Source organism: Streptomyces sp. NPDC053367 (genome assembly GCF_044545925.1).
Classification (GTDB): domain Bacteria; phylum Actinomycetota; class Actinomycetes; order Streptomycetales; family Streptomycetaceae; genus Streptomyces.
This window is the reverse complement of record NZ_JBITYN010000014.1, coordinates 209,648-231,756: the sequence shown is the minus strand read 5'-3', so window position 1 is coordinate 231,756 and position 22,109 is coordinate 209,648. Positions and strand designations below refer to the sequence as shown.

Annotated in this window: 14 protein-coding genes; 7 read left to right on the top strand and 7 right to left on the bottom strand. The window is 74.4% G+C overall.

From position 1 onward, the window contains the following. Positions 1 to 46: 46 nt before the first annotated feature. Positions 47 to 1,045, bottom strand: a complete 999-nt coding sequence (locus ACIGXJ_RS34060) for a Ppx/GppA family phosphatase (RefSeq protein ID WP_399653813.1) — start codon at positions 1,043 to 1,045, stop codon at positions 47 to 49. Between the two features lie 122 nt (positions 1,046 to 1,167). Here ACIGXJ_RS34060 and ACIGXJ_RS34055 point away from each other — a divergent pair, with 122 nt between their 5' ends. Further along, complete coding sequence (locus ACIGXJ_RS34055) at positions 1,168 to 1,671, top strand: SRPBCC domain-containing protein (protein ID WP_399653810.1); 504 nt, start codon at positions 1,168 to 1,170, stop codon at positions 1,669 to 1,671. Positions 1,672 to 1,704: 33 nt separating this feature from the next. Here the strand turns inward: ACIGXJ_RS34055 and ACIGXJ_RS34050 are convergent, their stop codons facing one another. The 5 genes from ACIGXJ_RS34050 to ACIGXJ_RS34030 all read right to left on the bottom strand — a co-directional run bounded on the left by ACIGXJ_RS34050 (position 1,705) and on the right by ACIGXJ_RS34030 (position 8,696). Next, a complete protein-coding gene (locus ACIGXJ_RS34050; protein WP_399653807.1) occupies positions 1,705 to 4,524 on the bottom strand; it encodes an NHLP bacteriocin export ABC transporter permease/ATPase subunit in 2,820 nt (939 codons plus the stop codon). A gap of 1 nt (position 4,525) precedes the next feature. Continuing rightward, a complete protein-coding gene (locus ACIGXJ_RS34045) occupies positions 4,526 to 6,721 on the bottom strand; it encodes an NHLP family bacteriocin export ABC transporter peptidase/permease/ATPase subunit (protein WP_399653805.1) in 2,196 nt (731 codons plus the stop codon). Next, positions 6,718 to 7,524, bottom strand: coding sequence for an HlyD family efflux transporter periplasmic adaptor subunit (locus ACIGXJ_RS34040; RefSeq protein WP_399653803.1), 807 nt, complete (start codon positions 7,522 to 7,524; stop codon positions 6,718 to 6,720). Before ACIGXJ_RS34040 ends, ACIGXJ_RS34045 begins: the two co-directional genes overlap by 4 nt. A gap of 105 nt (positions 7,525 to 7,629) precedes the next feature. Continuing rightward, positions 7,630 to 7,848, bottom strand: coding sequence for a type A2 lantipeptide (locus ACIGXJ_RS34035; protein ID WP_399653800.1), 219 nt, complete (start codon positions 7,846 to 7,848; stop codon positions 7,630 to 7,632). Between the two features lie 434 nt (positions 7,849 to 8,282). Next, positions 8,283 to 8,696: a PaaI family thioesterase gene (locus tag ACIGXJ_RS34030; protein ID WP_399653799.1), complete on the bottom strand. Its 414-nt coding sequence runs from the start codon at positions 8,694 to 8,696 to the stop codon at positions 8,283 to 8,285. A 132-nt stretch (positions 8,697 to 8,828) separates the two neighbouring features. Here ACIGXJ_RS34030 and ACIGXJ_RS34025 point away from each other — a divergent pair, with 132 nt between their 5' ends. Next, the gene (locus ACIGXJ_RS34025; RefSeq protein ID WP_399653796.1) at positions 8,829 to 10,193 is read left to right on the top strand and encodes a S1 family peptidase; all 1,365 of its coding nucleotides are present in this window, start codon (positions 8,829 to 8,831) and stop codon (positions 10,191 to 10,193) included. 205 nt (positions 10,194 to 10,398) lie between these two features. On the opposite strand, the gene ACIGXJ_RS34020 is transcribed toward ACIGXJ_RS34025, so the two are convergent. Further along, complete coding sequence (locus ACIGXJ_RS34020) at positions 10,399 to 12,543, bottom strand: SpoIIE family protein phosphatase (RefSeq protein ID WP_399653793.1); 2,145 nt, start codon at positions 12,541 to 12,543, stop codon at positions 10,399 to 10,401. A 329-nt stretch (positions 12,544 to 12,872) separates the two neighbouring features. Here ACIGXJ_RS34020 and ACIGXJ_RS34015 point away from each other — a divergent pair, with 329 nt between their 5' ends. From ACIGXJ_RS34015 to ACIGXJ_RS33995, 5 genes are all read left to right on the top strand, one after another. Next, a complete protein-coding gene (locus ACIGXJ_RS34015) occupies positions 12,873 to 15,317 on the top strand; it encodes a SpoIIE family protein phosphatase (RefSeq protein ID WP_399653790.1) in 2,445 nt (814 codons plus the stop codon). 173 nt (positions 15,318 to 15,490) lie between these two features. Next, positions 15,491 to 15,865 (top strand): hypothetical protein, encoded by a 375-nt coding sequence (locus ACIGXJ_RS34010; protein WP_399653787.1) that lies wholly within the window; start codon positions 15,491 to 15,493, stop codon positions 15,863 to 15,865. Between the two features lie 296 nt (positions 15,866 to 16,161). After that, complete coding sequence (locus ACIGXJ_RS34005; protein WP_399653785.1) at positions 16,162 to 19,872, top strand: helix-turn-helix domain-containing protein; 3,711 nt, start codon at positions 16,162 to 16,164, stop codon at positions 19,870 to 19,872. 200 nt (positions 19,873 to 20,072) lie between these two features. After that, complete coding sequence (locus ACIGXJ_RS34000) at positions 20,073 to 20,912, top strand: C40 family peptidase (protein WP_399653782.1); 840 nt, start codon at positions 20,073 to 20,075, stop codon at positions 20,910 to 20,912. Positions 20,913 to 21,004: 92 nt separating this feature from the next. Further along, positions 21,005 to 22,072, top strand: coding sequence for a glucose-1-phosphate thymidylyltransferase (locus tag ACIGXJ_RS33995; RefSeq protein ID WP_399653780.1), 1,068 nt, complete (start codon positions 21,005 to 21,007; stop codon positions 22,070 to 22,072). The last annotated feature ends 37 nt before the right edge of the window (positions 22,073 to 22,109 follow it).

The window sequence follows — 22,109 nt, the reverse complement described above, 5'->3', positions numbered from 1 at the left end:
GCGGCTCCTTCGTACGTCGATGACGGTTGCGTCGGTGACAGTGCGGTCAGCGATGGGAGGCGGCGATCCGCAGCGGGACCGGCTCCGGGGCCCGGGTGCCCTCCGCGATGCCGGCCCACCAGGAGGGACCGTCCTCGATGTGGCGGAGCAGCACGCCCTCGCGGATGGCCCAGGGGCAGATCTCGACCTCGGAGATGCCGGTGAGCTTCATCGCCGTATGGGCGACGACGGCACCCGCGAGGCTCTGGGCGGCACGCGGCGCCGAGATGCCGGGCAGCAGGGCGCGCTCGGCAGGGGACAGACCGGCCAGCCGGTCCGCCGCGGCGCCCAGGTCGGAGCGGCGCAGCATCCGCTGGGTGAAGGGACCGTGCCGCCCCGGCGGCGCCCCGCACAGCCGGCCGAGCTGCTGGAAGGTGCGGGAGGCGGCCACCGCGCTGCGCGGGCCCTCCCAGCGGACGCGGGCCGCGACGTCCCGCATCTGGTGCCGCACGGCCCGCCGCAGCTCCCTCACCCGAGCCGGGGCCGGCGGGTCCTCGCCCGCGAGGAACTCGCGGGTCAGCCGGCCCGCGCCCAGCGGCAGGGAGGCCACGAAGTCCGGCAGCCGGCCCCGCCCGAAGGCCACCTCGAGCGAGCCGCCGCCGATGTCCAGCACGGCCAGCGGCCCGGCCCGCCAGCCCGCCCAGCGCCGGGCCGCCAGGAACGTCAGTTCGGCCTCCAGCTCGCCCGGCAGGGTGCACAGTGCGACGCCGGTGCGGGAGGTGACCGCCTCCAGCACCTCGGAACGGTTCGGCGCGGCCCGGACCACGGCGGTGGCGAAGGCGAGCGGCGGCTCCGCGCCCCACCGGGCTGCCGTCCGTTTCGCCTCGGACACCGCCCCGACGAGCCGCTCGACGGCCTCCTCGGGCAGCCGTCCGCCCGGCTCCAGGCAGTCGGTCAGCCGCAGTCGCCACTTGGCGGTGTGCACCGGCAGGGGCGCCCCGGTCCCCGCGTCCGCGACGACCAGCCGCACCGTGTGCGATCCGACATCCACCACACTGATCCGCATGGGCAGCGAGTACCCATCCGCGGGGGCGCGAGAACGGACGTCTTCCGGCCACCCGGGGGTTACATACGCCCGCATTGCGGGAGGAATGGGGCATCGCACGGCTCGCGAAGGAGTGATCCGCCATGCCCGCCGACCTCACCGGCACCTTTCTCGCCCTGGACGACGGCCGCCCCGCCGTCGTCGTCGGCCGCGTCTACGCCCGTCCCGTCGAGTGGGTCTGGTCCATGCTGACCGCGCCCGGGTGGTTCCCCGCCCGGGCCGAGTTCGAGCTGCGCCCGGGCGGCACGGTCCGCTTCAGCGGCGACCCGAACCAGCCCGGCTCCAGCGGTCTGGTCCTCGCCGTCGACGAGCCCCGCCACCTGGCCTTCGAGTGGGGCGGCGACGAGATCCGCCTCGACGTGACGCCGGAGGCGGACGACCGGACCCGGCTGACCCTCACCAACGTCCTCGCCGACGCGGAGGCCGCGGCCCGCAACGCGGCCGGCTGGGAGGTGTGCCTGACCGCCCTGGACGCCATGGCCGACGGCCGGACGCCCACGGAACCCGGCGCCCTGTGGCAGGAGGCCTACGACGGCTACGTACAGGCCGGATTCCCCTCGGGCGCACCCGTCCCCGGCCTGGACTGACCCGTACCGCCCGGCTCCCGGCCGGTCCGGCGCTCAGGCCAGCTGCCGTCGCACCAGCTCGTGGAGCCGGCCGCCGGTGTCGGCGAGCAGATGCGCCGGCGGGCCCTGCTGGACGACCCGGCCGTTCTCCATCACGATCACCCGGTCGGCGTCCAGCACGGTGGACAGCCGGTGCGCAATGACGATCCGGGTGGCGTCGAGCGCCTTGGTCGACTCGATCACCCGGCGCTGCGTCTCGTTGTCCAGCGCGCTGGTCGCCTCGTCGAGGAACAGGATGCGCGGGCGCCGGATCAGCGCCTGGGCGATCATCAGCCGCTGGCGCTGACCGCCGGAGACCGCCCCGCCGCCGGAGACGATGGTGTGCAGGCCCATCGGCATCCGCCGGATGTCGTCGGCGAGCCCCGCCAGCTCGACCGCCGCCATCACTTCCTCCGGCGTGTACGGCTCGGTGCCGCAGATGACGTCCATGATCGAGCCGGTGAACGGCTGCGCGTGCTGCAGCACCACCCCGCACTGCCGCCGCACCGCCGACCGGTCGAGCGCCGCCAGGTCCTGCCCGTCGTACAGCACGCTCCCCGAGACCGGCTTGTCGAAGCCGATCAGCAGCCGCAGCAGGGTCGACTTGCCGCAGCCGCTCGGGCCGACGACCGCCACGAACTCGCCCGGCCGCACCTCGAACGACACGTCGTCCAGCACCAGCGGCCCGTCGTCGGAGTAGCGGAACGACAGCCGCCGCGCCTCCAGCGCCCCCGACAGCGGACCCGGCCGGGTGCTCGCCGTGCGCACCTCGGGCGCCGCCGCCAGCACCGGCTTGATCTCCTCGTACAGTGGCAGCGCGGCCACCACCGACACGAAAGCGCCGGTCAGCTGGGTCACCGAGGTCAGCAGCATGGTCACCGCGGTGTGGAAGGCCAGGAAGTCCGCCGCCGACATCGCGCCCCGCGCCGGGCCCGCGAGCAGCATGAACATCAGCAGCGAGCACACCGGCAGATACGCCGCGCCCAGCACCGCCGACAGGTTCTTGATCCGGCCCACCCGCTGCTGGAGCTCCCGGCTGCGCGCGAACTCGCCCGCCCAGGCCGCGTACGCGTAGTTCTCGGCCGCCGCGACCCTGAGCTTGGGCAGGCCCCGCAGGGTCTGGAACGCCTGGTTGTTCAGCCGGTTCGTCAGCTTCACAAGACGCCGCTGCCAGCGCACCTGCCACAGCCCCAGCCCCAGGAACACCCCGGCGACCAGCACCAGCATCCCGACCGCGGCCAGCGCCATCGGCACGCTGTACCACAGCAGCAGCGCCAGGTTCATCGCCCCGACGGTCACCGACTGCGCGACCGTCGGGCCCACGCCCGCCAGCAACCGCCGGACGGCGCTCACCCCCATCGCCGCGCTCGCCAGCTCTCCCGTGGACCGCCCGGCGAAGAAGCTCGTCGGCAGCCGCAGCAGCCGGTCCCACACGGCCGGTTGCAGCGTGGCCTCGATCCGGCCCTCCAGGCGCAGGATCGTCAGGTTCTGCAGCAGCGTGAACGCCGCCGACACCAGCGCGCTGAGCATCACCGCCAGACACACCTGGCCGATCAGCCCGGACTGTGCCTTCGGCACGTACTCACCGAGCACCTTGCCGGTCGCCACCGGCACCAGCGCGCCGATCGCCACCGTCACCAGACCCGCGCCCAGCAGCGCCGCGACATCGCCGCGGGTGCCGCGCAGCGCGAACCGGGCGAGCCCGAGCGGGCCGAGCCGGCGGTCGGGCAGCGGCCGGTACAGCATCACCGCGCGCGGCTCGAACTCGCCCGCGTTCGCCTTCTCCACCGGCGTCTCCCGCCCGGTGGCCGGATGCACCGCCACATAGCCGCCGCGCCGCCACAGCAACGCCACCGGCGCCCCCGACAGGGCCCGTCTGCCGACCAGCGGACCCACGTCGTCGCGCCACCAGCGGCCGTCCAGCCGTACCGCCCGGGTCCGCACCCGCGAGGCCAGCGCGATCCGCTCCACCGGGTCCAGGCGCTCGCTCTCGGTGCCGCCGTGCGCGGACTCCGCCAGCGTGATCCCGGCCGCCTCGGCGACCAGCCTGCACGCGGCGTACGTGGCATCGGCGTCCGCGGCCGTCTGGCGCCGCGCGGAGGCCTTGCCGATGGACGCCAGCAGGGTGCGGTCGGCCTGCGCGCGCACCGCCTCACCGGCCCGGATGCCGGCCGCGGCCCGCGTCTCGTGATGCTGCTCCAGCTGCTCGATCCAGCGGTCCAGCGTGGTCAGCAGCCGGTACTGCTGCTCGACCAGGCTCTGCCACAGCGCCGGGTCCATCAGCAGATCGGCGGCCGCCTCCGCGCCGTACAGCGAGCCATACTGCACACCGCCGGGCGGCACCTGCATCCACAACACGTCGTCGTCGGCCGTCGCAGCCGTCGGGTCGGCGGCCATCGGCGCCTCGAAGAGCACCGACAGCCCGCGGCCCACACCGAGGGCGAGCGCGTGCTCCAGCGGACCCGGCTGCGGGGGCAGGTACCGCGGATCGCCCCACTCGTCGTACGACCAGCTCTCCGGCTGCCGGTACAGCTCCCGCAGCGCGATCCGGTGCACCACGCACTCCCGCGACGGCCGGGCCACCAGCGTGTGCCGAGGGCCGGTCACCGGGCCGAGCAGCAGCGCGCCCGCCTCCAGGCGGCCCACATGATGCCACCGGCCCTGCTCCACGGCGTCCACCGCGAACAGGTCCAGCGCCCCGGCCGCGACCAGCCACAGCACCTGCGGGCCCTCCAGCTCCAGCCGGCTGAACCCCGTGCAGTCGATCCGCGCGCCCGACCCGCCGAGCGCGGTGAGCACCGCGTCGCCTTCGTACACGTCCTGTACGGCCGTCATCTCACCGCTCCCTGACCAGCGCCGCGTACGCCCCGCCGCGCGCCACCAGCTCCTCGTGCCGGCCCCGCTCGACGACCGTGCCGTGCTGGAGTACGACGATCTCGTCGCTGTCGCGCACGGTGCTCAGCCGGTGCGCGATCACCACACAGGCGCAGCCGCGCCGGCGCAGATTGTCCATCACCACCTGCTCGGTCTCCGCGTCCAGCGCGCTGGTCACCTCGTCGAGCACGAGGATGCTCGGCCGGCGCACCAGCGCCCGCGCGATCTCCAGGCGCTGCCGCTGCCCCCCGGAGAAGTTGCGCCCGTCCTGCTCGACCGGGCTGTGGATGCCGCCCGGGCGGCGCATCACCACGTCGTACAGCGCCGCGTCCTTCAGCGCCTCGACGACCGCCTCGTCCGGGATCGACGGGTCCCACAGCGCCACGTTGTCCCGCACGGTGCCCTCGAACAGGAACACCTCCTGGTCGACGAAGGACACCGACGCCGCCAGCCGGCCGCGCGGGATGTCCTCGAGCCGCCTGCCGTCGATGCGGATCACGCCCTCCCAGGGCGTGTACAGGCCCGAGATCAGCCGGGACACGGTCGACTTGCCGCTGCCCGAGCCGCCCACCAGGGCCACCTGCCGCCCCGGCCCGACCGTCAGGTCGAAGCCGCTGAGCAGGGGCTTGTCGAGCGGGCTGTAGCCGAAGGTGATGTTCTCCAGCTCCACATGGCCCTGCAGCCGACGCGTCGACTCCCCGCCCGGACGCTCGTACAGCGGGTCGGCGCGGAAGTTCTCCACGTCCTTCAGCCGGGCCACGTCCGCCGCGAAGTCCTGGATGCGCCCGACCACGCCGTTGAGCCGGGTCAGCGGCGCCGTGAACCGGGTCACCAGCGCCTGGAAGGCGACCAGCAGACCCACCGACACATGCCCCTCCACCGCCCGCAGTCCGCCGATCCACAGGATCAGCGCGCTGTTCAGCGTCGCCAGCGCCGGCGCGACCACACCCAGCCACGCCCCCGGCACCCCGAGCCGCTGCTGCTCCTCCAGCGTGGTCGCGTGCTGCCCCGCCCACTTGCGGAAGTAGCCGTCCTCACCGCCGGTCGCCTTCATCGTCTCGATCAACTGCAACCCGGTGTAAGCCGTGTTCGTCAGCCGCGCGCTGTCCGCCCGCAGCTTCGCCGTACGGGTCGCCCGCAGCCGTACGACGATCCGCAGCGCCACCACGTTCAGCAGGGCCACACCGATGCCGACCCCCGTCAGCTGCGGGTCGTAGGTGTACAGCAGGACCGCGTACAGCACGACCACCACCGCGTCCACGCCGGCCGCCGCGAGATCGCGGGCCAGCGTCTCGGCGACGGCGTCGTTGGACTGCAGGCGCTGCACCAGGTCGGCCGGGCTGCGCTGGGCGAAGAACGTCACCGGCAGCCGCAGCAGATGGCGCAGGAAACGTGCGCTGGACAAGGTCGAGGAGATGATCCGGCCGTGGTGCAGGTTCGCCTGCTGCAGCCAGGTCAGCACCACCGTCAGCAGCACACACGCGCCCATCGCGGTGAACAGCACGCCCAGCAGCGAGGTCTGGCCGCCGATCAGGAACGTGTCGATGTAGGTCCGGCTCAGCGCCGGCACCGCCGCGCCGACCAGCACCAGCAGCAGGCTCGCCAGCACCGCCGCGGGCAGCGTGCCGGCCGTGCCGCGCAGCCGGGCCGGCATCGCGCCCCACACACCGGAGCGCCGCCCGCCCCGGGTGAAGCCCTCGCCCGGCTCCAGCACCAGCACCACACCGGTGAAGCTGCCGTCGAACTCCTCCATCGGCACGAAACGCCGGCCCTTGCCGGGGTCGTTGACGAACACGCCGCGGCGGCCGAAGCGGCGGCCCATGCCGTCGTAGACGACGTAGTGGTTGAAGTTCCAGAACAGGATCGCCGGGGCCCGCACCCCGGCGAGTGCCGCCAGGTCCATCTGCATGCCCTTGGCGGTCAGACCGTAACTACGCGCAGCCTTCAGCAGGTTGGAGGCGCGCGAGCCGTCGCGGGAGACACCGCAGGCGATGCGCAGCTCCTCCAGCGGGACATGCCGGCCGTAGTGGGCCAGCACCATCGCCAGCGAGGCGGCGCCGCACTCCACGGCCTCCATCTGCAGCACGGTCGGGGTGCGCACGGTCCGCGTGCGGGGTTTGGGCGGGGGAGCGGCGGCACGCCGCCTGGTCGCGGTCACGGCAGCAGCCAGTCGACGGGACGCTGATCGGCCAGGTGGATCGAGCCGTCGGCCAGGGTCATCGAGGTCAGCCGGTGCGGCGGCCCTTCGGAGGTCGACCAGCGGTAGCCGCTCCTCGTCCCCGGCGCGCGCTCCAGTTGCACCAGTACCGCCACCGGGCGGCCGTCACGGCTCAACTGCGCGCCCAACTGCGCGTCCCCGAGGAACGCGCCGATCGACTGGGCCGACTGCGGGGCGGGGTCCACGGACTTCACGCGGCCCCGCAGCACCCCGTAACTCTGCGCGGGGACCGTCTGCACGGTCAGGTCCACGGCCGCGCCCACCGGGACCGAGGCCGCGCTCTTCGCGGGCACGTACACCGTCGCATACAGCGGGGCGTCGGCGCGGGTCACCTTCTCCACGGCGGCGAGGTTCGCCCCGGTGGAGACGATCTGCCCGACGGACGCTGCCAGCGCGGTGACCCGGCCCGCGGCGACCGCGCGGACCACGGTGTCACCGTCGCCGGTACGCACCTTCAGCACGGGTGCGCCGGCGCCGAGTTGGTCGCCCGGCTCGGCCAGGACGCCGGTGACCTGGCCGGTGACCGGGCTCTGCAGGATGTAGCTGCCCCGGCCGTGGGTGAGGACGGCGGGCGCGCTCACGGTGGAGGACACCGAGCCCGTCACCGCCCACACGGACGCGGCCGCCATCGCGACCAGCGTCACGGACAGCACGAGCCAGCCCTGCGGACGGGCCAGCCGCACCGGAAGCTCGAGCTCCTCCGGCGAGCGGAGCTTGGCGAGGGCCTGTTGGCGGAACTGCACGGATCTTCCCCACCCGGGTGGTGCGCGTCGGAACAGAACGAGTCCCGGGGCCCTGTCAGGCAGGCCCCGGGACTCAAGAGCACGTCAGGGTGTGCTCGGCCGCGATCAGAGACCCGCGACAGCGCCCTGGACCGGGGCGACGTTCACGCCGGCCACGCCCTGGGCCAGGCCGGTGACGGTGTTGACCAGGCCGAAGGCACCCGGGGCGACCTCCTGCACCAGGCCGAGGGTGCTGTCGAGGGTGTTCAGCTGCAGGCCACCGGAGACGGCGTCGAGGTCGGCGTCGGCGATCTCGGCGGTCTCGACCTGGGGGGTGGAGTTCATGATGGAACTTCCCTTCATATGGATATTCACAAGGGGGAAAGCGGCCCCCTCTGCGGGGACAGAAGCACGGCCGCGGTGCGATGGATAAAAGCACGCGGCCGCCTCGCCCTTCCAATCAACCACCGCCCTCACCTGGGCGTTTGGGTTCCGCGCGCAACGTATTGGTGCAGGAGCGCGCACCACTTGGTGGCGACTTCTTCACAAGCGGCGCGATCCTGGCACGAGGCGGCCCGGGGGTGGGAGCGGCGAATTCCGGCACTCCCACCGCAAAGGCGTAACCGGCCCGGCGCGGTTGTGCAGATCCGTCGAGCGCGGTGCGCCGGTTGGGTATTCGGTGTGCAGATTCCCTGAAGCGGGGATTCCGCTCCGTGTTCGCGACCGAACGTCTCCGTCCGGTCGCCGCACGTGTTTGAGCGGGCCGGCGCGACGCGGCGTCACCCCAGCAGGGCGTACACCGTGGTCGCCTTCGCCGCCAGCTCCCCGCTCGTCGCGTCCGTCATCGCGATCTCCGCGAACGCCATGCGCCGGCCCAGCTTCGTCAGCACCGCCTCGACCAGGACGTCCGAGCCGGTCACCGCCCGCTGGAACGACGTCGACTGCTGAACGGTCGTCATCGGCACGAACGCGCCCCGTGCCGCCGACACCGCGATCACCGTCGCCGTGTCCGCCGCGGCCATCAGCGCCTGGCCCGACAGCGCCCCGCCCTCCCGGGCCAGCGCCGCCGACCAGGGCAGCCGCAGCACGGCGCGCTGATCGCCCAACTCCGCGACCGTCAGTCCGAGTTCGAGGACCCAGGGGGCGAAGTTGGCAGAGAGGATCTTGTCGGCCTCGGCCGTGGTCATCGTCATGAGGGGGATTGTTCCCCCCGCCCGCCCCGCGTTGAACGCCCCGCGCGCCCCCTGCGTACCACTGGCCATCCAGGCGCCCCGACAGCCGCCGGCCGGCGGTTCTACACCCCCGCACCCAGGAGGTCGAGAAGTTTGAGTCACAAGCGAATGCCGAAGCGCAGGGCCGCGATCGCGGCGGGGAGCGTGGCGGCGCTCGGAGCGGCGGCCCTGCTGCTGCCCCACGCCAACGCCTCCCAGGACGGCGCGGCGGACGCGGCGGCGCCCCGGACCCTGAAGTCGGCCGACGCCTCCTCGCTCGCCGACCAGCTCGCCGCCGCTCTCGGCGACGCCTTCGCCGGCGCCTACTACGACGCGGTCAAACAGCAGCTCGTCGTCAACGTCGTCGGCGACAACAACCAGCTCGTCGTCCAGGCCAAGAAGGCCGGCGCGGCCGTCCGCCAGGTCGACAACAGCACGGCCGAACTGAAGGCCGCCGCACAGACCCTGAAGACCGAGGCGACCATCCCCGGCACCTCCTGGGCCGTCGACCCGCGCAGCAACAAGATCCTGGTCACCGCCGACCGCACCGTCACCGGCGACAACTGGGACACGCTGGAGTCGACCGTCGAGCGCCTCGGCTCGGGCATGGCGACCCTGCGCAAGTCCTCCGGCACCTTCAAGCCGTTCGTCTCCGGAGGCGACGCCATCTTCGGCGGCGGCTCGCGCTGCTCCCTCGGCTTCAACGTCACCGCGGGCGACGGCAGCCCCGCCTTCCTGACGGCCGGTCACTGCGGTGTGGCCGTCGAGCAGTGGTCCGACTCCCAGGACGGCGCGCCGATCGCCACCGTCGACCAGGCCGTGTTCCCCGGCGCGGGCGACTTCGCCCTCGTCAAGTACGACGATCCGGCGACACAGGCGCCCAGCGACGTGAACGTGGGCAACGGGCAGACCGTGGCCATCGACCGGGCCGCGGAGGCGGCGGTCGGGCTCCAGGTCTTCCGCATGGGCAGCACGACCGGCCTGCGCGACGGCCAGGTCACCGGTCTGGACGCCACGGTGAACTACCCCGAGGGCACGGTCACCGGCCTGATCCAGACGAACGTCTGCGCCGAACCCGGCGACAGCGGCGGCTCCCTGTTCACCCAGGACGGCAGTGCCATCGGTCTCACCTCCGGCGGCAGCGGCGACTGCACCTCCGGCGGCGAGACCTTCTTCCAGCCGGTGACGACGGCGCTGGAGGCGGTCGGGGCGACCCTCGGCGTCGGCGGTGGCGGCGGCGCGGGGGACGCCGGTGCCGGGGACGCCGGTGCCGGGGACGAGGCCGGCGGCGACGCGATCGGCGGAGGCGACGAGGCGGGTGCCGGTGAGGAAGCCGGTGCCGGTGCCGGTGCCGGCGAGGAGGCGGGTGCCGGCGAAGAGGCGGGCGCCGGTGAAGAGGCCGGCGCGGGCGAAGAGGCGGGGGCCGGCGGTGAGGCAGGCGCCGGCGCCGACGACCCCGGCCTGTCGGAGACCCACTGACCGCTCCCACCAGCGGTCGGTGGACCCGGTCGCGGTCCGGCCCTTCGGCGGAAGGACCGGGCCGCGGCCTCGCGGCCGGCTTCCGACGCCCGGACCGCGACCTCACGACCCTGACGACCTTACGACCCCGCGGCCGGCGCCCCAGGCCAGGACCGCGGCCTCGCGACCCCGGTGGCCGTGCGGCCCCGCGACCCCTCCCCGCCCCTCACCCCTCGGCGCGCAACAGCAGCAGCGCCACGTCGTCCAACCGCTCCTCCGCGGCTGCCAGATGGCCCACCAGCACATCGGCCAACTGGTCCAGCGGCTGCTCACCGGCCCCCGCGAGACGGCGGCCGAGGCCGGCGAGGGCGTCCTCGATGTCGACGCCCGGGGATTCGATGAGACCGTCGGTGTAGAGCACGAGGACGGAGCCGGGCGTGAGGGTGACCTCGGTCGTCGGATAGGTGGCCGAGCCGTCGATGCCCAGCAGCGGACCGCCCGCCAGGTCCAGCACCCGGACCCGCCCGTCGGGCCGCAGCAGCAGCGGCGGCGGATGCCCGGCCCGCGCCATCACGGCCCGCCCGTGAGCCGGGTCGAGCCGCAGGTAGAGGCAACTGGCGAACAGTTCGGCACCGAGGTCGATCAGCAGCCGGTTGGTACTGGCCATCACCTGCTCGGGCGCCTGCCCGACCGTCGTGTACGCCCGTACCGCCGTGCGCAACTGCCCCATCAGCCCGGCCGCGGTCACGTTGTGCCCCTGCACGTCCCCGATGACCGCGGCCGCCCCGCCCTCCGTCGGCACCAGGTCGTAGAAGTCGCCGCCGATGTCCATGCCGCGGGTGGCCGGCAGATAGCGCGCCGCCGCCGCCACACCCGGCAGCGGCGGCAGCGAGTGCGGCAGCAGGGCGGCCTGCAGGCCGTGCGCGAGCTGGTGCTTGATGTCGTAGAGCACCGCCCGCTCCAGGGCCAGCGCGATCAGCCCGCCCACGCTGGTGAGCACGGCCCGCTCCTCGGGGGGGAAGGGATGCGGCTCGGCGTAGGCGAGGACGCAGGTGCCGACGGGGCGGCCGGAGGCGATGAGCGGCAGGTACGCCCACGCGGCGAAGCCGTCCGGCGTCGCCTGGCGGGCCGGATAGAGCCGGTCCAGCTCCTCGCGCGAGTCGAAGAAGGCGGGCACCCCGCTGTTCAGGGCATGCACCCCGGGGGTCTGCTCGTTCAGCGGTATCCCGTCGAACCGCTCCACCACATGCGGGTCCGGATAGCCCCGGTGCCCCAGTACGTGCAGCCGCCCGGCCCGTGACGCGAGCACCACGACCGCCTGCGCGCCGACCGCCGGGGCGATCTCGTCGGCCACCAGCTGCACCACGTCCTGCACGCCCGCCGCCTCGGTCAGCGCGCCCGCCAGGTTCAGCACCTGCGAGATCGTCACCAGCCGGGACGGGGAGCCGCCCGAGGCGACGGGCCGCCGCTCGGACGTCGTCATCTGGGCCACCGCGCGCGACCGGGTGATCCGCACGCTCAGCCCGGTCGTGCTCGGGTACAGCCGGAACGACAGCCAGTCGCCCGGCGGGCGCATCGCCACGAACGACGCCACCTGCTGACTCATCAGCGCCGCCCGGTACCGGTCCTCGTACATCGGGTCGTTGAGCCAGGGCACCGACGCCCACAGATGGTGGCCGAGCAGCCGGTGCACCGGGACCCCGATCAGCTCGGCCGCCGCCCCGTTGGCGAACACGACCCGGCCGTGCAGGTCGAGCGAGCACAGCCCGTACGGCAGCCGGGCCACCATCCGCGCCGCCTCGACCGTGCCGAGGGTGCCGGCCGCGCCTCCCACCGGCGGGGCGCCGAGCAGATCGGGCTCGGGGGCCAGCGGCAGGCTCATGTCGGCGGCGCGTTCCAGGCGGACGGCGAGCCGGCGGCACGCCGCGGTCAGATGGTCGCGCTCGTGGTCGGACAGCTCCGGCGGGTGCGCGCCCGGCCAGGTCACGAACACCGCCCCGTAGACCCTGGTGTCCGTGGCCACCGGCAGCGCCGCCAGCGCGAAGGGGTACGGCAGGACGACGGCGAGCCGCGGATACCGCCGCGCCATCTCCTCCTCGTTGCTCACCCACACCAGGCGCCGCTCGCGGGCCGCGTCGGAGACCGGGATCACCGCGTTGAGCCCCACCCGCTCCCAGGGCGCGGCGAACGCCCGCGGAAGCCCCGCCATCACGGCCATCTCCAGCACCGGCTGCTCGGGCCAGAGGAGATACACGGCGCCGGAGTGCGCCTGCACCTCGTCCATCATCGCCGTGAGCGCCAGGGACAGCAGCGGCCGGCCGACCGGCGTCCTGGAAGCCGCCGGCGCCTGCCCGTCGGACACGCCGACCACCTCCTTGCCGGGCCGTGGGAAGGCGTCCTCCCAATCTGCCCCCACCCGGCCGGTCACGCACGGCGAGGCAGGACGTACGCATCCCCTGAAAAGCCCGATGGAAACCCCCGAGAAGCCCCTGAGAACCCACCGAGAACCCCCCGCGGAACCCGAGCGGCCGCTGGGAGAACCGGCGGCATACCCCTCTTCGGCCGCGGCGTCAGCCGGTCGCCGATCCGCGCGGCCTCCCAGCCGTCCGGCACCTCCCGGCGCGCCGCCCCGTGCAGCGGCACCTCCCCGGAACGCCCGCAGGGGCTGCGCGGGCGCGTGATCCGCGCTGTAATACCCACGTGGTCAGTGAGGGCGGCGAGGGACGGCGCACCCGGGTTCCGCGCGCCGAGATCGCGCTGAAGGCGCTCACCGCCGACCCCGAGGCACCCGAACGGCTGCGCCGCGTCCTCGAACAGGCCCTCGTCTTCGCCGGCGCCACCTTCGCCGCCGTCTACACCCGCTCGGCCGAACACGACCTGCTGCGGATCGTGGAGGCGGCGGGCGTCCCGCGCACCCTGTACGGCCTGCGCGACGGCTACCAGCTCACCGGCCGCTCCCCGGCGGCCGACGCCCACCGCACCGGGCGGCCGCTGTGGCTCAGCCCCGCCGACCTGGCCGACTGCCCCGAAGCCCGCCGCACCCCCGCGGGCGGCTTCTGGCTGGCCGCGCTGCCCACCGACAGCGACCGCGACGGCGGCTGCCTGGTCGCCGTCACCGAACGCCCCGGCGGCTTCGACGGCGAGGACCGCGCCTGTCTCGAGCTGGTCGCCGACGCCGTCTCCTGTCCCGCCCCGGACGAGCACGCCGTGGCCGGAGAACTGCGCCCCGGCGGGTTCGTGCTGGCCATGGACAGCGGCCGCGTCGAGGTCGGCGACCACCTGCTGGAACTGTTCGGGCTCGACCGGGAGGACTTCGACGGCCGGGTCGAGACCCTGCTCGGCCTCACCGTCCCCGAGGACCTGCCCGCCCTGATGAGCGTCACCGAGGCCGACCACATGACCATCGGCGAGCGCGAGCTGGAGTTCCGGGTGCTCCAGCCCACCGGCCGGCCCCGCTGGCTGCGACTGCGCGGCCGTCTGCTGGCCGGCGGCGAGGGACAGCCGGCCCGGCTCGTCGGCACCGTCGCCGACGCCTCCACCCTGCGCTCCGACGTCACCGACGTCGCCCGCGTCCAGCGGCTCGCCGCCGCCCTCGCCACCGCCGGCACCGTCCGCGACGTCGGACAGGCCGTCGTCGCCGCGCTGCGCGCCCCGCTGCGCGCCGACCGCATCGCGCTGGCCGAACTGGAGGGCGACCGGCTCGTCGTCACCGTCCTCGACCCGCCCGACCCCGAGTCCTGGCCCGAGCTGTGGCGCATGGAGTGGCGCACCGAGTGGCCCGATGCGCCGGTGCGCGCCATGCCGACCCTCGCCGCCGCCCTCGACGAGGGCCGCGCCCGTATCTGGCCCGCCGGGACCGACCTGGAGCCCGCCCTCGCCGACGTCGGCCCCGGCGGGCTCGCCGTGCTGCCGCTGCCCGCGGGCAACCGCATGGCCGGCGCCTGCCTCATCGGCTGGGACGCCCCGCACGACTTCGGCGCCGACGAACGCGCCCTGCTCACCGCCTCCGCCGGCCTCGCCGGACAGGCCCTCATGCGCGCCCGCGCCTTCGACGCCGAGCATGAACTCGTCGGCATGCTCCAGCGCCAGCTGCTGCCACGCCGCCTGCCCAAGCTGCCCGGCGCCGAGGCCGTCGCCCGCTATCTGCCCACCACCGCCGGCCTGGAGGTCGGCGGCGACTGGTACGACGTCATCCCGCTGCCGGACAACCACGTCGCCCTCGTCATCGGCGACGTCCAGGGCCACAGCGCGGCCGCCGCCACCCTGATGGGCCAGATGCGCACCGCCCTGCGCGCCTACGCCGCCGAGGGCCACCCGCCCGACGTGGTGGTGGCGCACGCCAACCGGCTCCTCGTCGACCTGGAGACCGACCTTTTCGTCACCTGCTGCTACGTCGACGTCGACATGGAGGAAGGGGCGGCCTGGAGCGTGCGCGCCGGACACCTGCCCCCGGTGCTGCGTCACCCGGACGGCCGAACCGAGATCGCCGAGGCGGAGGGCGGCCTGCCGCTGGGTGTGGAACGGCAGGCCGACTTCCCGATCAGCCCGCTGCGCCTGCAGCCCGGCACCGTGCTCGCGCTGACCACCGACGGCCTGGTCGAGTCCGTCGCCTCCGACCTCGACGCCGGCCTGGCCCACTTCGCCGCCGGCCTCGCCGCCGCCGACCCCGCCCACCTCGGCCTCGTCGCCGACGCCCTGCTCGGCAACGCCCACCGCGACGACGACATCGCCCTGCTCCTGATGCGCTACGACGGGATGGCCGTACGGCCGCTGCGCGAGAGCTGGACGGTCTGGCGGGTCCCTGAGGCCGTGCGGCACGCCCGCCGCTTCACCCGGCGCACCCTGCGCGCCTGGGGCGCCGCCGAGGAGGCCGACGCCGTCCTGCTGATCGTCTCCGAACTCGTCACCAACGCCCTCGTGCACACCGAGGGCCAGGTCCGCCTGGACCTCACCCTGCTCAACAGCCGGCTGCGCATCGCCGTCGCCGACTCCTCGCCGCGCACGCCCGTCAAGCCGACCAGCATCGGCTGGGAGGCCACCGGCGGGCGCGGACTGCTCCTCGTGGAGGCCATGTCGGCGACCTGGGGCACCCTGCCGGTCAGCGGGGGCAAGCAGGTGTGGTGCGAGGTCGCCCTCGACCGCTGACCCCCCGCCGGGGTTGCCTTCACCGCGGTGAAGTTCCAGGTCACAGGGGGTTTCCCGAGGCGTGCCCGGACGGTCGACGGGCAACCCGTCGACCCCGCCCGGCCACCGGGACAGGCTGAGGTCGACCGAACAGCACGGCCTGCGAACCCGCAGGAGACCCGCAAGGGGGAAACATGCGCAACAAGATCCGCGGCGCCGCCGCACTCGCCACCGCCGTGGCCGCCGTCCTCACCCTCGGCGGCGCCGCCGAGGCCCGGCCCGCCGACTGGGACCGCTGCCCGGACGGCGCGGTCTGCATCTACCCCGAGGGCCGCGACCCCGAGACCGACCCCAGCGTCAACCCCACCGACGTCTTCTGGAGCTACGGCGCCCACAACCTGCGCAACCAGGTGGGCCACCACTGGGTCTACAACAACCAGACCGGCGGAGCCACCGCCAACCTGTGCACCCAGTACAACGGCGGCGGCTGCGGCGAGGCCATCCCCGCAGGCGTGGCCGTCTACGCCGACCTCACACCGATCAACTCGGTGCGCCTGAACCGGCCGTGATCCGGCTCTGAGTCCACCCGCCACGGGGGAGCGGGCGTCCGCAGCCGTCGTACGGCGGCCGCGGACGCCCTCCCGTGTCCCTCCCACCGCCCTCCCGCGTACCTCCCACCGCCCTCCCGCGTACCTCCCACCGCCCTCCCGCGCACCTCCCACCGCCCTCCCGCGTCCCTCCCCTTCGCCGGCCCGCCGCTTCGCGCCCGCCGCTTTTCGCCACTTGGAGTGAATGGCGTGCCGGTCCGTCAGCCGCCCGCAGTAGCCTGGGTGTCCGCCGTCTCACGACGTGGACGCACCATGCCATGGGGGACGTTTTGGGGGACCAGCAGCAGCACCCGGCGGGCGGGGACCAGGGCGCACCGGCGCCCTCCGCGCACACCACCGCCTCCTTCCCCGCCCAGCTCCGACGACTACGACAGCAGCGCGGTCTGTCCCTCGCGGACCTGGCCCGCCGCACCCACTACAGCAAGGGCTACCTCAGCAAGATCGAGACCGGGGCCAAGCGCGCCACCCTCGACGTGGCCCGCCGCTGCGACCAGATCCTGGGCGCCGAAGGGGAGCTGCTGCGCCTGGTGGAGCGGCCGGGTGCCGGCCCCGGTGAGCCCGCCTGCCCCTACCGGGGCCTGTCGGCGTTCACCCGGGAGGACGCCACCCGCTTCTTCGGCCGCGAGCGCGCCACGGCCGCGCTGGTCGAACGGGCCTTCCAGCGCGTCGGCAAGGGCCCGCTGCTGCTGGTCGCGCCCTCGGGAGCGGGCAAGTCCTCACTGCTCAACGCCGGGTTCGTGCCCGCGCTCGGCCGGCCCGGGGGCTTCCCGATGCCGGGCGCCGACCGCTGGCCCGTCGTCACGCTCACGCCCACCGCCCACCCGGTCGAGGAACTCCTCGAACGCACCGCCAAGACCTTGGGAGTCCCGGAGCCGACACCCGACCCCGCCGGACTGCTGGCCGCCGTCCGCGCGGCCACCGTCCCCGCACCACGGGCCGAGCGCGAACCGCCGCCCCTGCGGCCGGTGCTGATCGTCGACCAGTTCGAAGAGCTGTTCACCCTCTGCGCCGACGCCACCGAACGGCACTCCTACGTCCGCCTCCTCACCGGTCTCGCCGCGCACCCGGACCACGGGGCGCTCGTGGTGCTCGGCGTCCGGGCGGACTTCGCCGGCCGGTGCCTGGAACTGCCCGGACTCGCCGAGGCGTTCACCGACGGCCTGTTCGTCCTGCCGCCGATGACCCCCGACGAACTGCGCGAGGCCGTCACCCGCCCCGCGCAATCCGCCGGCGTCCCCTTCGAACCCGGCCTCGTCCCCCTGCTGCTGCGCGACGCGCAGACCAGTGCCGCGCTGCCGCTGGTGTCCCACGCGCTGCTCGCCACCTGGCAGCAGCGTGAGGGCGCCGCCCTCACCGTCGCCGCCTACGAGCGCACCGGCGGCATCCAGGGCGCGGTCGCCCGCACCGCCGAGAGCGTCTTCGCCGGGCTCTACCCGGCCGAGCAGCGCACCGTGCGCAGGCTGCTGTCGCGCCTGGTGCAGGTCTCCGACGAGACCGGTCCGACCCGCCGCCGGGCCCGGCGCGCCGACCTCACGGCCCAGCCGACGGCGGCGGAGGGCGCCGAGCGCGCTCTGGACGCGTTCGTGCGGGCCCGTCTGATCACCGTCGACCGCGACACCGTCGAGATCGCCCACGAGGCCCTGCTGCACGCCTGGCCCCGGCTGCGCGACTGGATCCACGCCGACCGCGCCGGTCTCCTGGTCCGCCAGCAGCTCGCCCTGGCCGCGGCCGAGTGGGACCGTGAGGGCCGCGACCCCTCGGCCCTCTACCGCGGCAGCCGCCTGGAGACGGCCCGCGCCTGGGCCGAGGACACCGGCGGCACGACAGCGCTGGAGGAGGAGTTCCTCGCGGCGGCCCTCGCCGAGGAGGGGCAGCGCGAGCGCCAGGCCCGGCGCCAGACGCGACTGCGGCAGACCCTGCTGGCCACCCTCGCGGTGCTGCTCGGTCTGGCGCTGACCGCCGGCGCCCTCGCCCACCAGCAGCGGTCGGCCGCCCTCGCCCACGAACGCGCCGCCCGCTCCCAGGCCCTCGCCGTCCGCTCCATCTCCCTGGCCGGCGGCCGCCCCGAGGCGTCGATGCTGCTGGCCGAGGAGGCATACCGCGCCGAGGCGGGCGCCGAGGCACGCGGCGCCCTGCTCAGCACCCAGGCCCAGCCGTTCTCCGCCCGCCTCACCGGCCACCGCGGCCCCGCCAACACGGTGGCCTTCACCCCGGACGGCCGCCTCCTCGCCAGCGGCAGCTCAGACGGTACGGTCCGGCTGCTGCGCGTCGCCGACCGCCGTCTCCTCACCACCCTGCGGGTGCCGGGCCGCGTCCGGTCGGTGACCTTCGCACCCGGCGGGAGGCTGCTGGCGGCGACCTCCACGACCGGGCCCGTCCGGCTGTTCGACCCGGCCTCGTCCGCCGCGCCGCGGCTCCTGACCGCCGCCACCGCCGGTGCCCGCGCCCTCGCCTTCGACCCGCGCGGCACCCGGCTCGCCGTGGCCGCCGCCGACGGGACGGTCCAGCTGTGGCGCACCGGCCGTGACCCGCGCCGCGAGGCGGTCCTCACCGGGCACACGGGCGGCGTCAACGCCCTCGCCTACACCCCCGACGGACACCTGCTCCTGTCCGCAGGCGCCGACGGCACCGTACGGCTGTGGGACCCGGAGCGGGCACGGCCGCTCGCCGCGCTGCGCGGGCACACGGGTGAGGTGCTCGGGCTCGCCGTCGCCCCGGGCGGGCGGGCTCTCGCCACAGGGGGCACCGATCGCACGGTCCGGCTGTGGGACCTCGCCGCCCGCCGGACGACGGCGACCCTGTCCGGGCACGGCGACGACGTCAACGCGGTCGCCTACACCCCCGACGGCACCACCGTCGTCAGCGCCGGCGGCGACGGGACGACCCGGCTGTGGGACGTACGCGCCGCCCGCCCGGTCGCCACCCTCGCCGGGCACACCGACTACGTCCTGTCCGTGGCCGTCGACCCGGCCGGGCGCCGGCTGGCCACCGCCGGGTTCGACCAGTCGGTGGTGCTGTGGGACCTGCGCGGCCGCGCCCTGACCGCCCGCCCGTTCACCGAGCTGTCCCGCGCCGACCACAGCCCCGACGGCCGGCTGCTGGCGGCCGCGGGCACCGATCACACCGTACGGCTGTGGGACCTGACGTCCCGGCGTCCGGTGGCGACGCTGCGGGGGCACCGGCAGAGCGTGTTCGCCGTGGCCTTCGCCCCGGACGGGCGCACCCTGGCCTCGGCCGGCTCCGACGGCGACATCCGCCTGTGGGCGGTGGCGTCCCGGCGCCCGACGGCGACCCTGAAGGGCCACGGACAGAGCGTGTTCGCCGTCGCCTTCGCCCCGGACGGCCGCACCCTCGCCTCGGCCGCCGCCGACCGCACGGTCCGGCTGTGGGACCTCACCGGACACCGCCCGGCAAGGGTGCTGGAGGGGCACACCGACTTCGTGAACGACGTCGCCTTCAGCCCCGACGGCCGCACCCTCGCCAGCGCGGGCGACGATCTGACCGTACGCCTGTGGGACGTGCCCTCTTACCGGCAGCGCGCCGTCCTGACCGGGCACACCGGCGCCGTGCGCGGCCTCGCCTTCGGCCCCGACGGGCGCACCCTCGCCAGCGGTGGCAACGACGGGGCCGTACGCCTGTGGGACCTGCGCCGCCACCGCCGCGGCGCCACGCTCACCGGACACGCGGGGTCCGTGCGCGGCCTCGCCTTCTCGCCCGACGGCCGCAGGCTCGCCAGCAGCGGCGGCGACGGCACGGTCCGGCTGTGGGACGTGGCGGCCCGGCGGCCCTGGGCCACGCTGACCGGGCACACGGGCGCGGTGTGGGGCGTCGACTTCGCACCCGACGGGCGGACGGTGGCCAGCGCCGGCAACGACGGCACCGTACGGCTGTGGAACCTCGACCCCGGGGCCCGGCTCAGGGACATCGGCCGGCTGCGCCAGCGGCTGACGGATCATCAACCACCCTGACGGGTGAGGGTTTCCCCGGCGTTTCCCGTTGCCTCTTTCGAGTGGACCACGCGCCGGGCGGGAACGAGCGGGCGCCGGTCGGCAGTCTGACAGTCGACCGGCTTCGCGTCATCGTCCCGCCGGCCTCTCCACCGGCCTCTCCTCCGGCCGCTCACCGGCCTCTCATCGCCTCTCACCGGCCTCGAAACGGGGAACTCCGCATGATCCGACGCACTCTCGTCGGCGGCGTGCTCGGCGCGCTGCTCGCCCTCCTCCTCGGCGTGCCCGCCACCACGGCGGCCGCCTCCGACGACTGCCGCCCCCTCGCGCCGGGCGCCTCTCCGGCCGCCGAACGGGCCGTCGCCGCGGCCTGCGAGCAGGTCGCCGCGGGCACCTGGTACTCCTGGGGCGGCGGCCACGGCCCGCGGCCCGGACCCACGTACGGCCAGGTCGACCCCGAGGACCCGGCCAGCGAGCACGACCCCGAGCGGCGCGGCTTCGACTGCTCCGGCCTCGTGCGGTACGCCTACGCCCGCGCCACCGGCGAGGACCTCCTGAACGGCGTGGCGAGCGCCCAGTACTACACGCACCGCGCCGCCGAACGCTTCACCCCCGGCCAGGGCCTCGCCCCGCTGCTGCCCGGCGACCTGCTCGCCTGGGGCACCTCCGACCACCTCGCGCACATCGCGATCTACCTGGGCGCCGGGCGGATGGTCGAGGCCCGCCAGTCGGGCACCCGGCTGATGGTCAGTGACGTACGCCTGAACAGCGCCTACTTCGGGGCCGTCCGCGTCGACACCGGTCCCGTCACCGGACCCCGCTACTCCACCTGGGGCACCGGCGTGTGGACCAAGGCCGAACCGTCCACCGCGGCCACACGCGTGTACGCCTTCCCCGGCCCGACCACCATCCGGGTCCGCTGCCAGAAGCACGCCGAGCGCGTCACCTCCGACGGCTACACCAACGACGTGTGGTCCTACCTGCCCGACTACCGCGCCTGGGTCACCAACATCTACATCCAGGGACCCGCGTGGCTCGACGGCGTCCCCGCCTGCCCATGACCGCGCGGGCGAACAAAAGGGGCGAGACGGGAGTACACCAGAAGTACCGCAGGCGACCACCCACCCCCTTGATCCCGGCTATGGTGAAGCAGATGAAGGCACTCGTGCTGTCCGGAGGCGCCGGAACACGGTTGAGGCCGATCACCCACACCTCGGCCAAGCAACTCGTTCCGGTAGCGAACAAAGCCGTGCTGTTCTACGGCCTGGAGTCGATCGCAGACGCGGGGATCACCGACGTGGGACTCGTCGTCGGCGACACCGCGGAGGAGATCCAGGAGGCGGTCGGCGACGGATCGAAGTTCGGCCTGGAGATCACCTACATCCCACAGGAACGCCCCCTCGGACTCGCCCACGCGGTGCTCATCGCGCGGGACTTCCTCGGTGACGACGACTTCGTGATGTACCTCGGCGACAACTTCATCGTCGGCGGCATCACCGGTCTGGTGGAGGAGTTCCGCACCAGCCGCCCCGACGCCCAGATCCTGCTCACCCGGGTGGCCGACCCGCGCGCCTTCGGCGTCGCCGAACTCGGCCCCGAAGGACAGGTCGTCGGCCTGGAGGAGAAACCGGAGCGCCCCAAGAGCGACCTCGCGCTGGTCGGCGTGTACCTGTTCACCCCGGCCATCCACCAGGCCGTGCGCTCCATCCGCCCGTCCTGGCGCGGCGAGCTGGAGATCACCCACGCCATCCAGCATCTGCTCGACTCCGGCGCCGAGGTCCGCTCCACCGAGATCCACGGCTACTGGAAGGACACCGGCAACGTCGTCGACATGCTGGAGGTCAACCGCACGGTCCTGGAGACGCTGGAGCGGCGCATCGACGGCGAGGTCGACGAGGCGTCGGAGACCGTCGGCCGGGTGGTCATCGAGCGGGGCGCGCGTGTGACCGGCTCCCGCATCGTCGGGCCCGTGGTGATCGGCTCGGGCACGGTCGTCACCGACTCCTACGTCGGCCCGTTCACGTCCGTCGCGGAGAACTGCCGCATCAAGGACAGCGAACTGGAGTTCTCGATCGTGCTGCGCGACTCCTCCATCGACGGCGTGGGCCGGATCGAGAACTCCCTCATCGGCCGCCATGTCGAGGTGACCCCGGCGCCCAGCGTACCCAGCGCCCACCGCCTCGTCCTCGGCGACCACAGCAAGGTCCAGATCCATACCTGAGGTGCACAACCCGTTCTTCAGCAAGGTGCAGAAGCAA

Coding starts and splice junctions, on each gene's coding strand:
- ACIGXJ_RS34060 (WP_399653813.1), bottom strand. CDS start 1,045: ATGCGGATCAGTGTGGTGGATGTCGGATCGCACACGGTGCGGCTGGTC.
- ACIGXJ_RS34055 (WP_399653810.1), top strand. CDS start 1,168: ATGCCCGCCGACCTCACCGGCACCTTTCTCGCCCTGGACGACGGCCGC.
- ACIGXJ_RS34050 (WP_399653807.1), bottom strand. CDS start 4,524: ATGACGGCCGTACAGGACGTGTACGAAGGCGACGCGGTGCTCACCGCG.
- ACIGXJ_RS34035 (WP_399653800.1), bottom strand. CDS start 7,848: ATGAACTCCACCCCCCAGGTCGAGACCGCCGAGATCGCCGACGCCGAC.
- ACIGXJ_RS34030 (WP_399653799.1), bottom strand. CDS start 8,696: ATGACGATGACCACGGCCGAGGCCGACAAGATCCTCTCTGCCAACTTC.
- ACIGXJ_RS34010 (WP_399653787.1), top strand. CDS start 15,491: ATGCGCAACAAGATCCGCGGCGCCGCCGCACTCGCCACCGCCGTGGCC.
- ACIGXJ_RS34005 (WP_399653785.1), top strand. CDS start 16,162: ATGGGGGACGTTTTGGGGGACCAGCAGCAGCACCCGGCGGGCGGGGAC.
- ACIGXJ_RS34000 (WP_399653782.1), top strand. CDS start 20,073: ATGATCCGACGCACTCTCGTCGGCGGCGTGCTCGGCGCGCTGCTCGCC.
- ACIGXJ_RS33995 (WP_399653780.1), top strand. CDS start 21,005: ATGAAGGCACTCGTGCTGTCCGGAGGCGCCGGAACACGGTTGAGGCCG.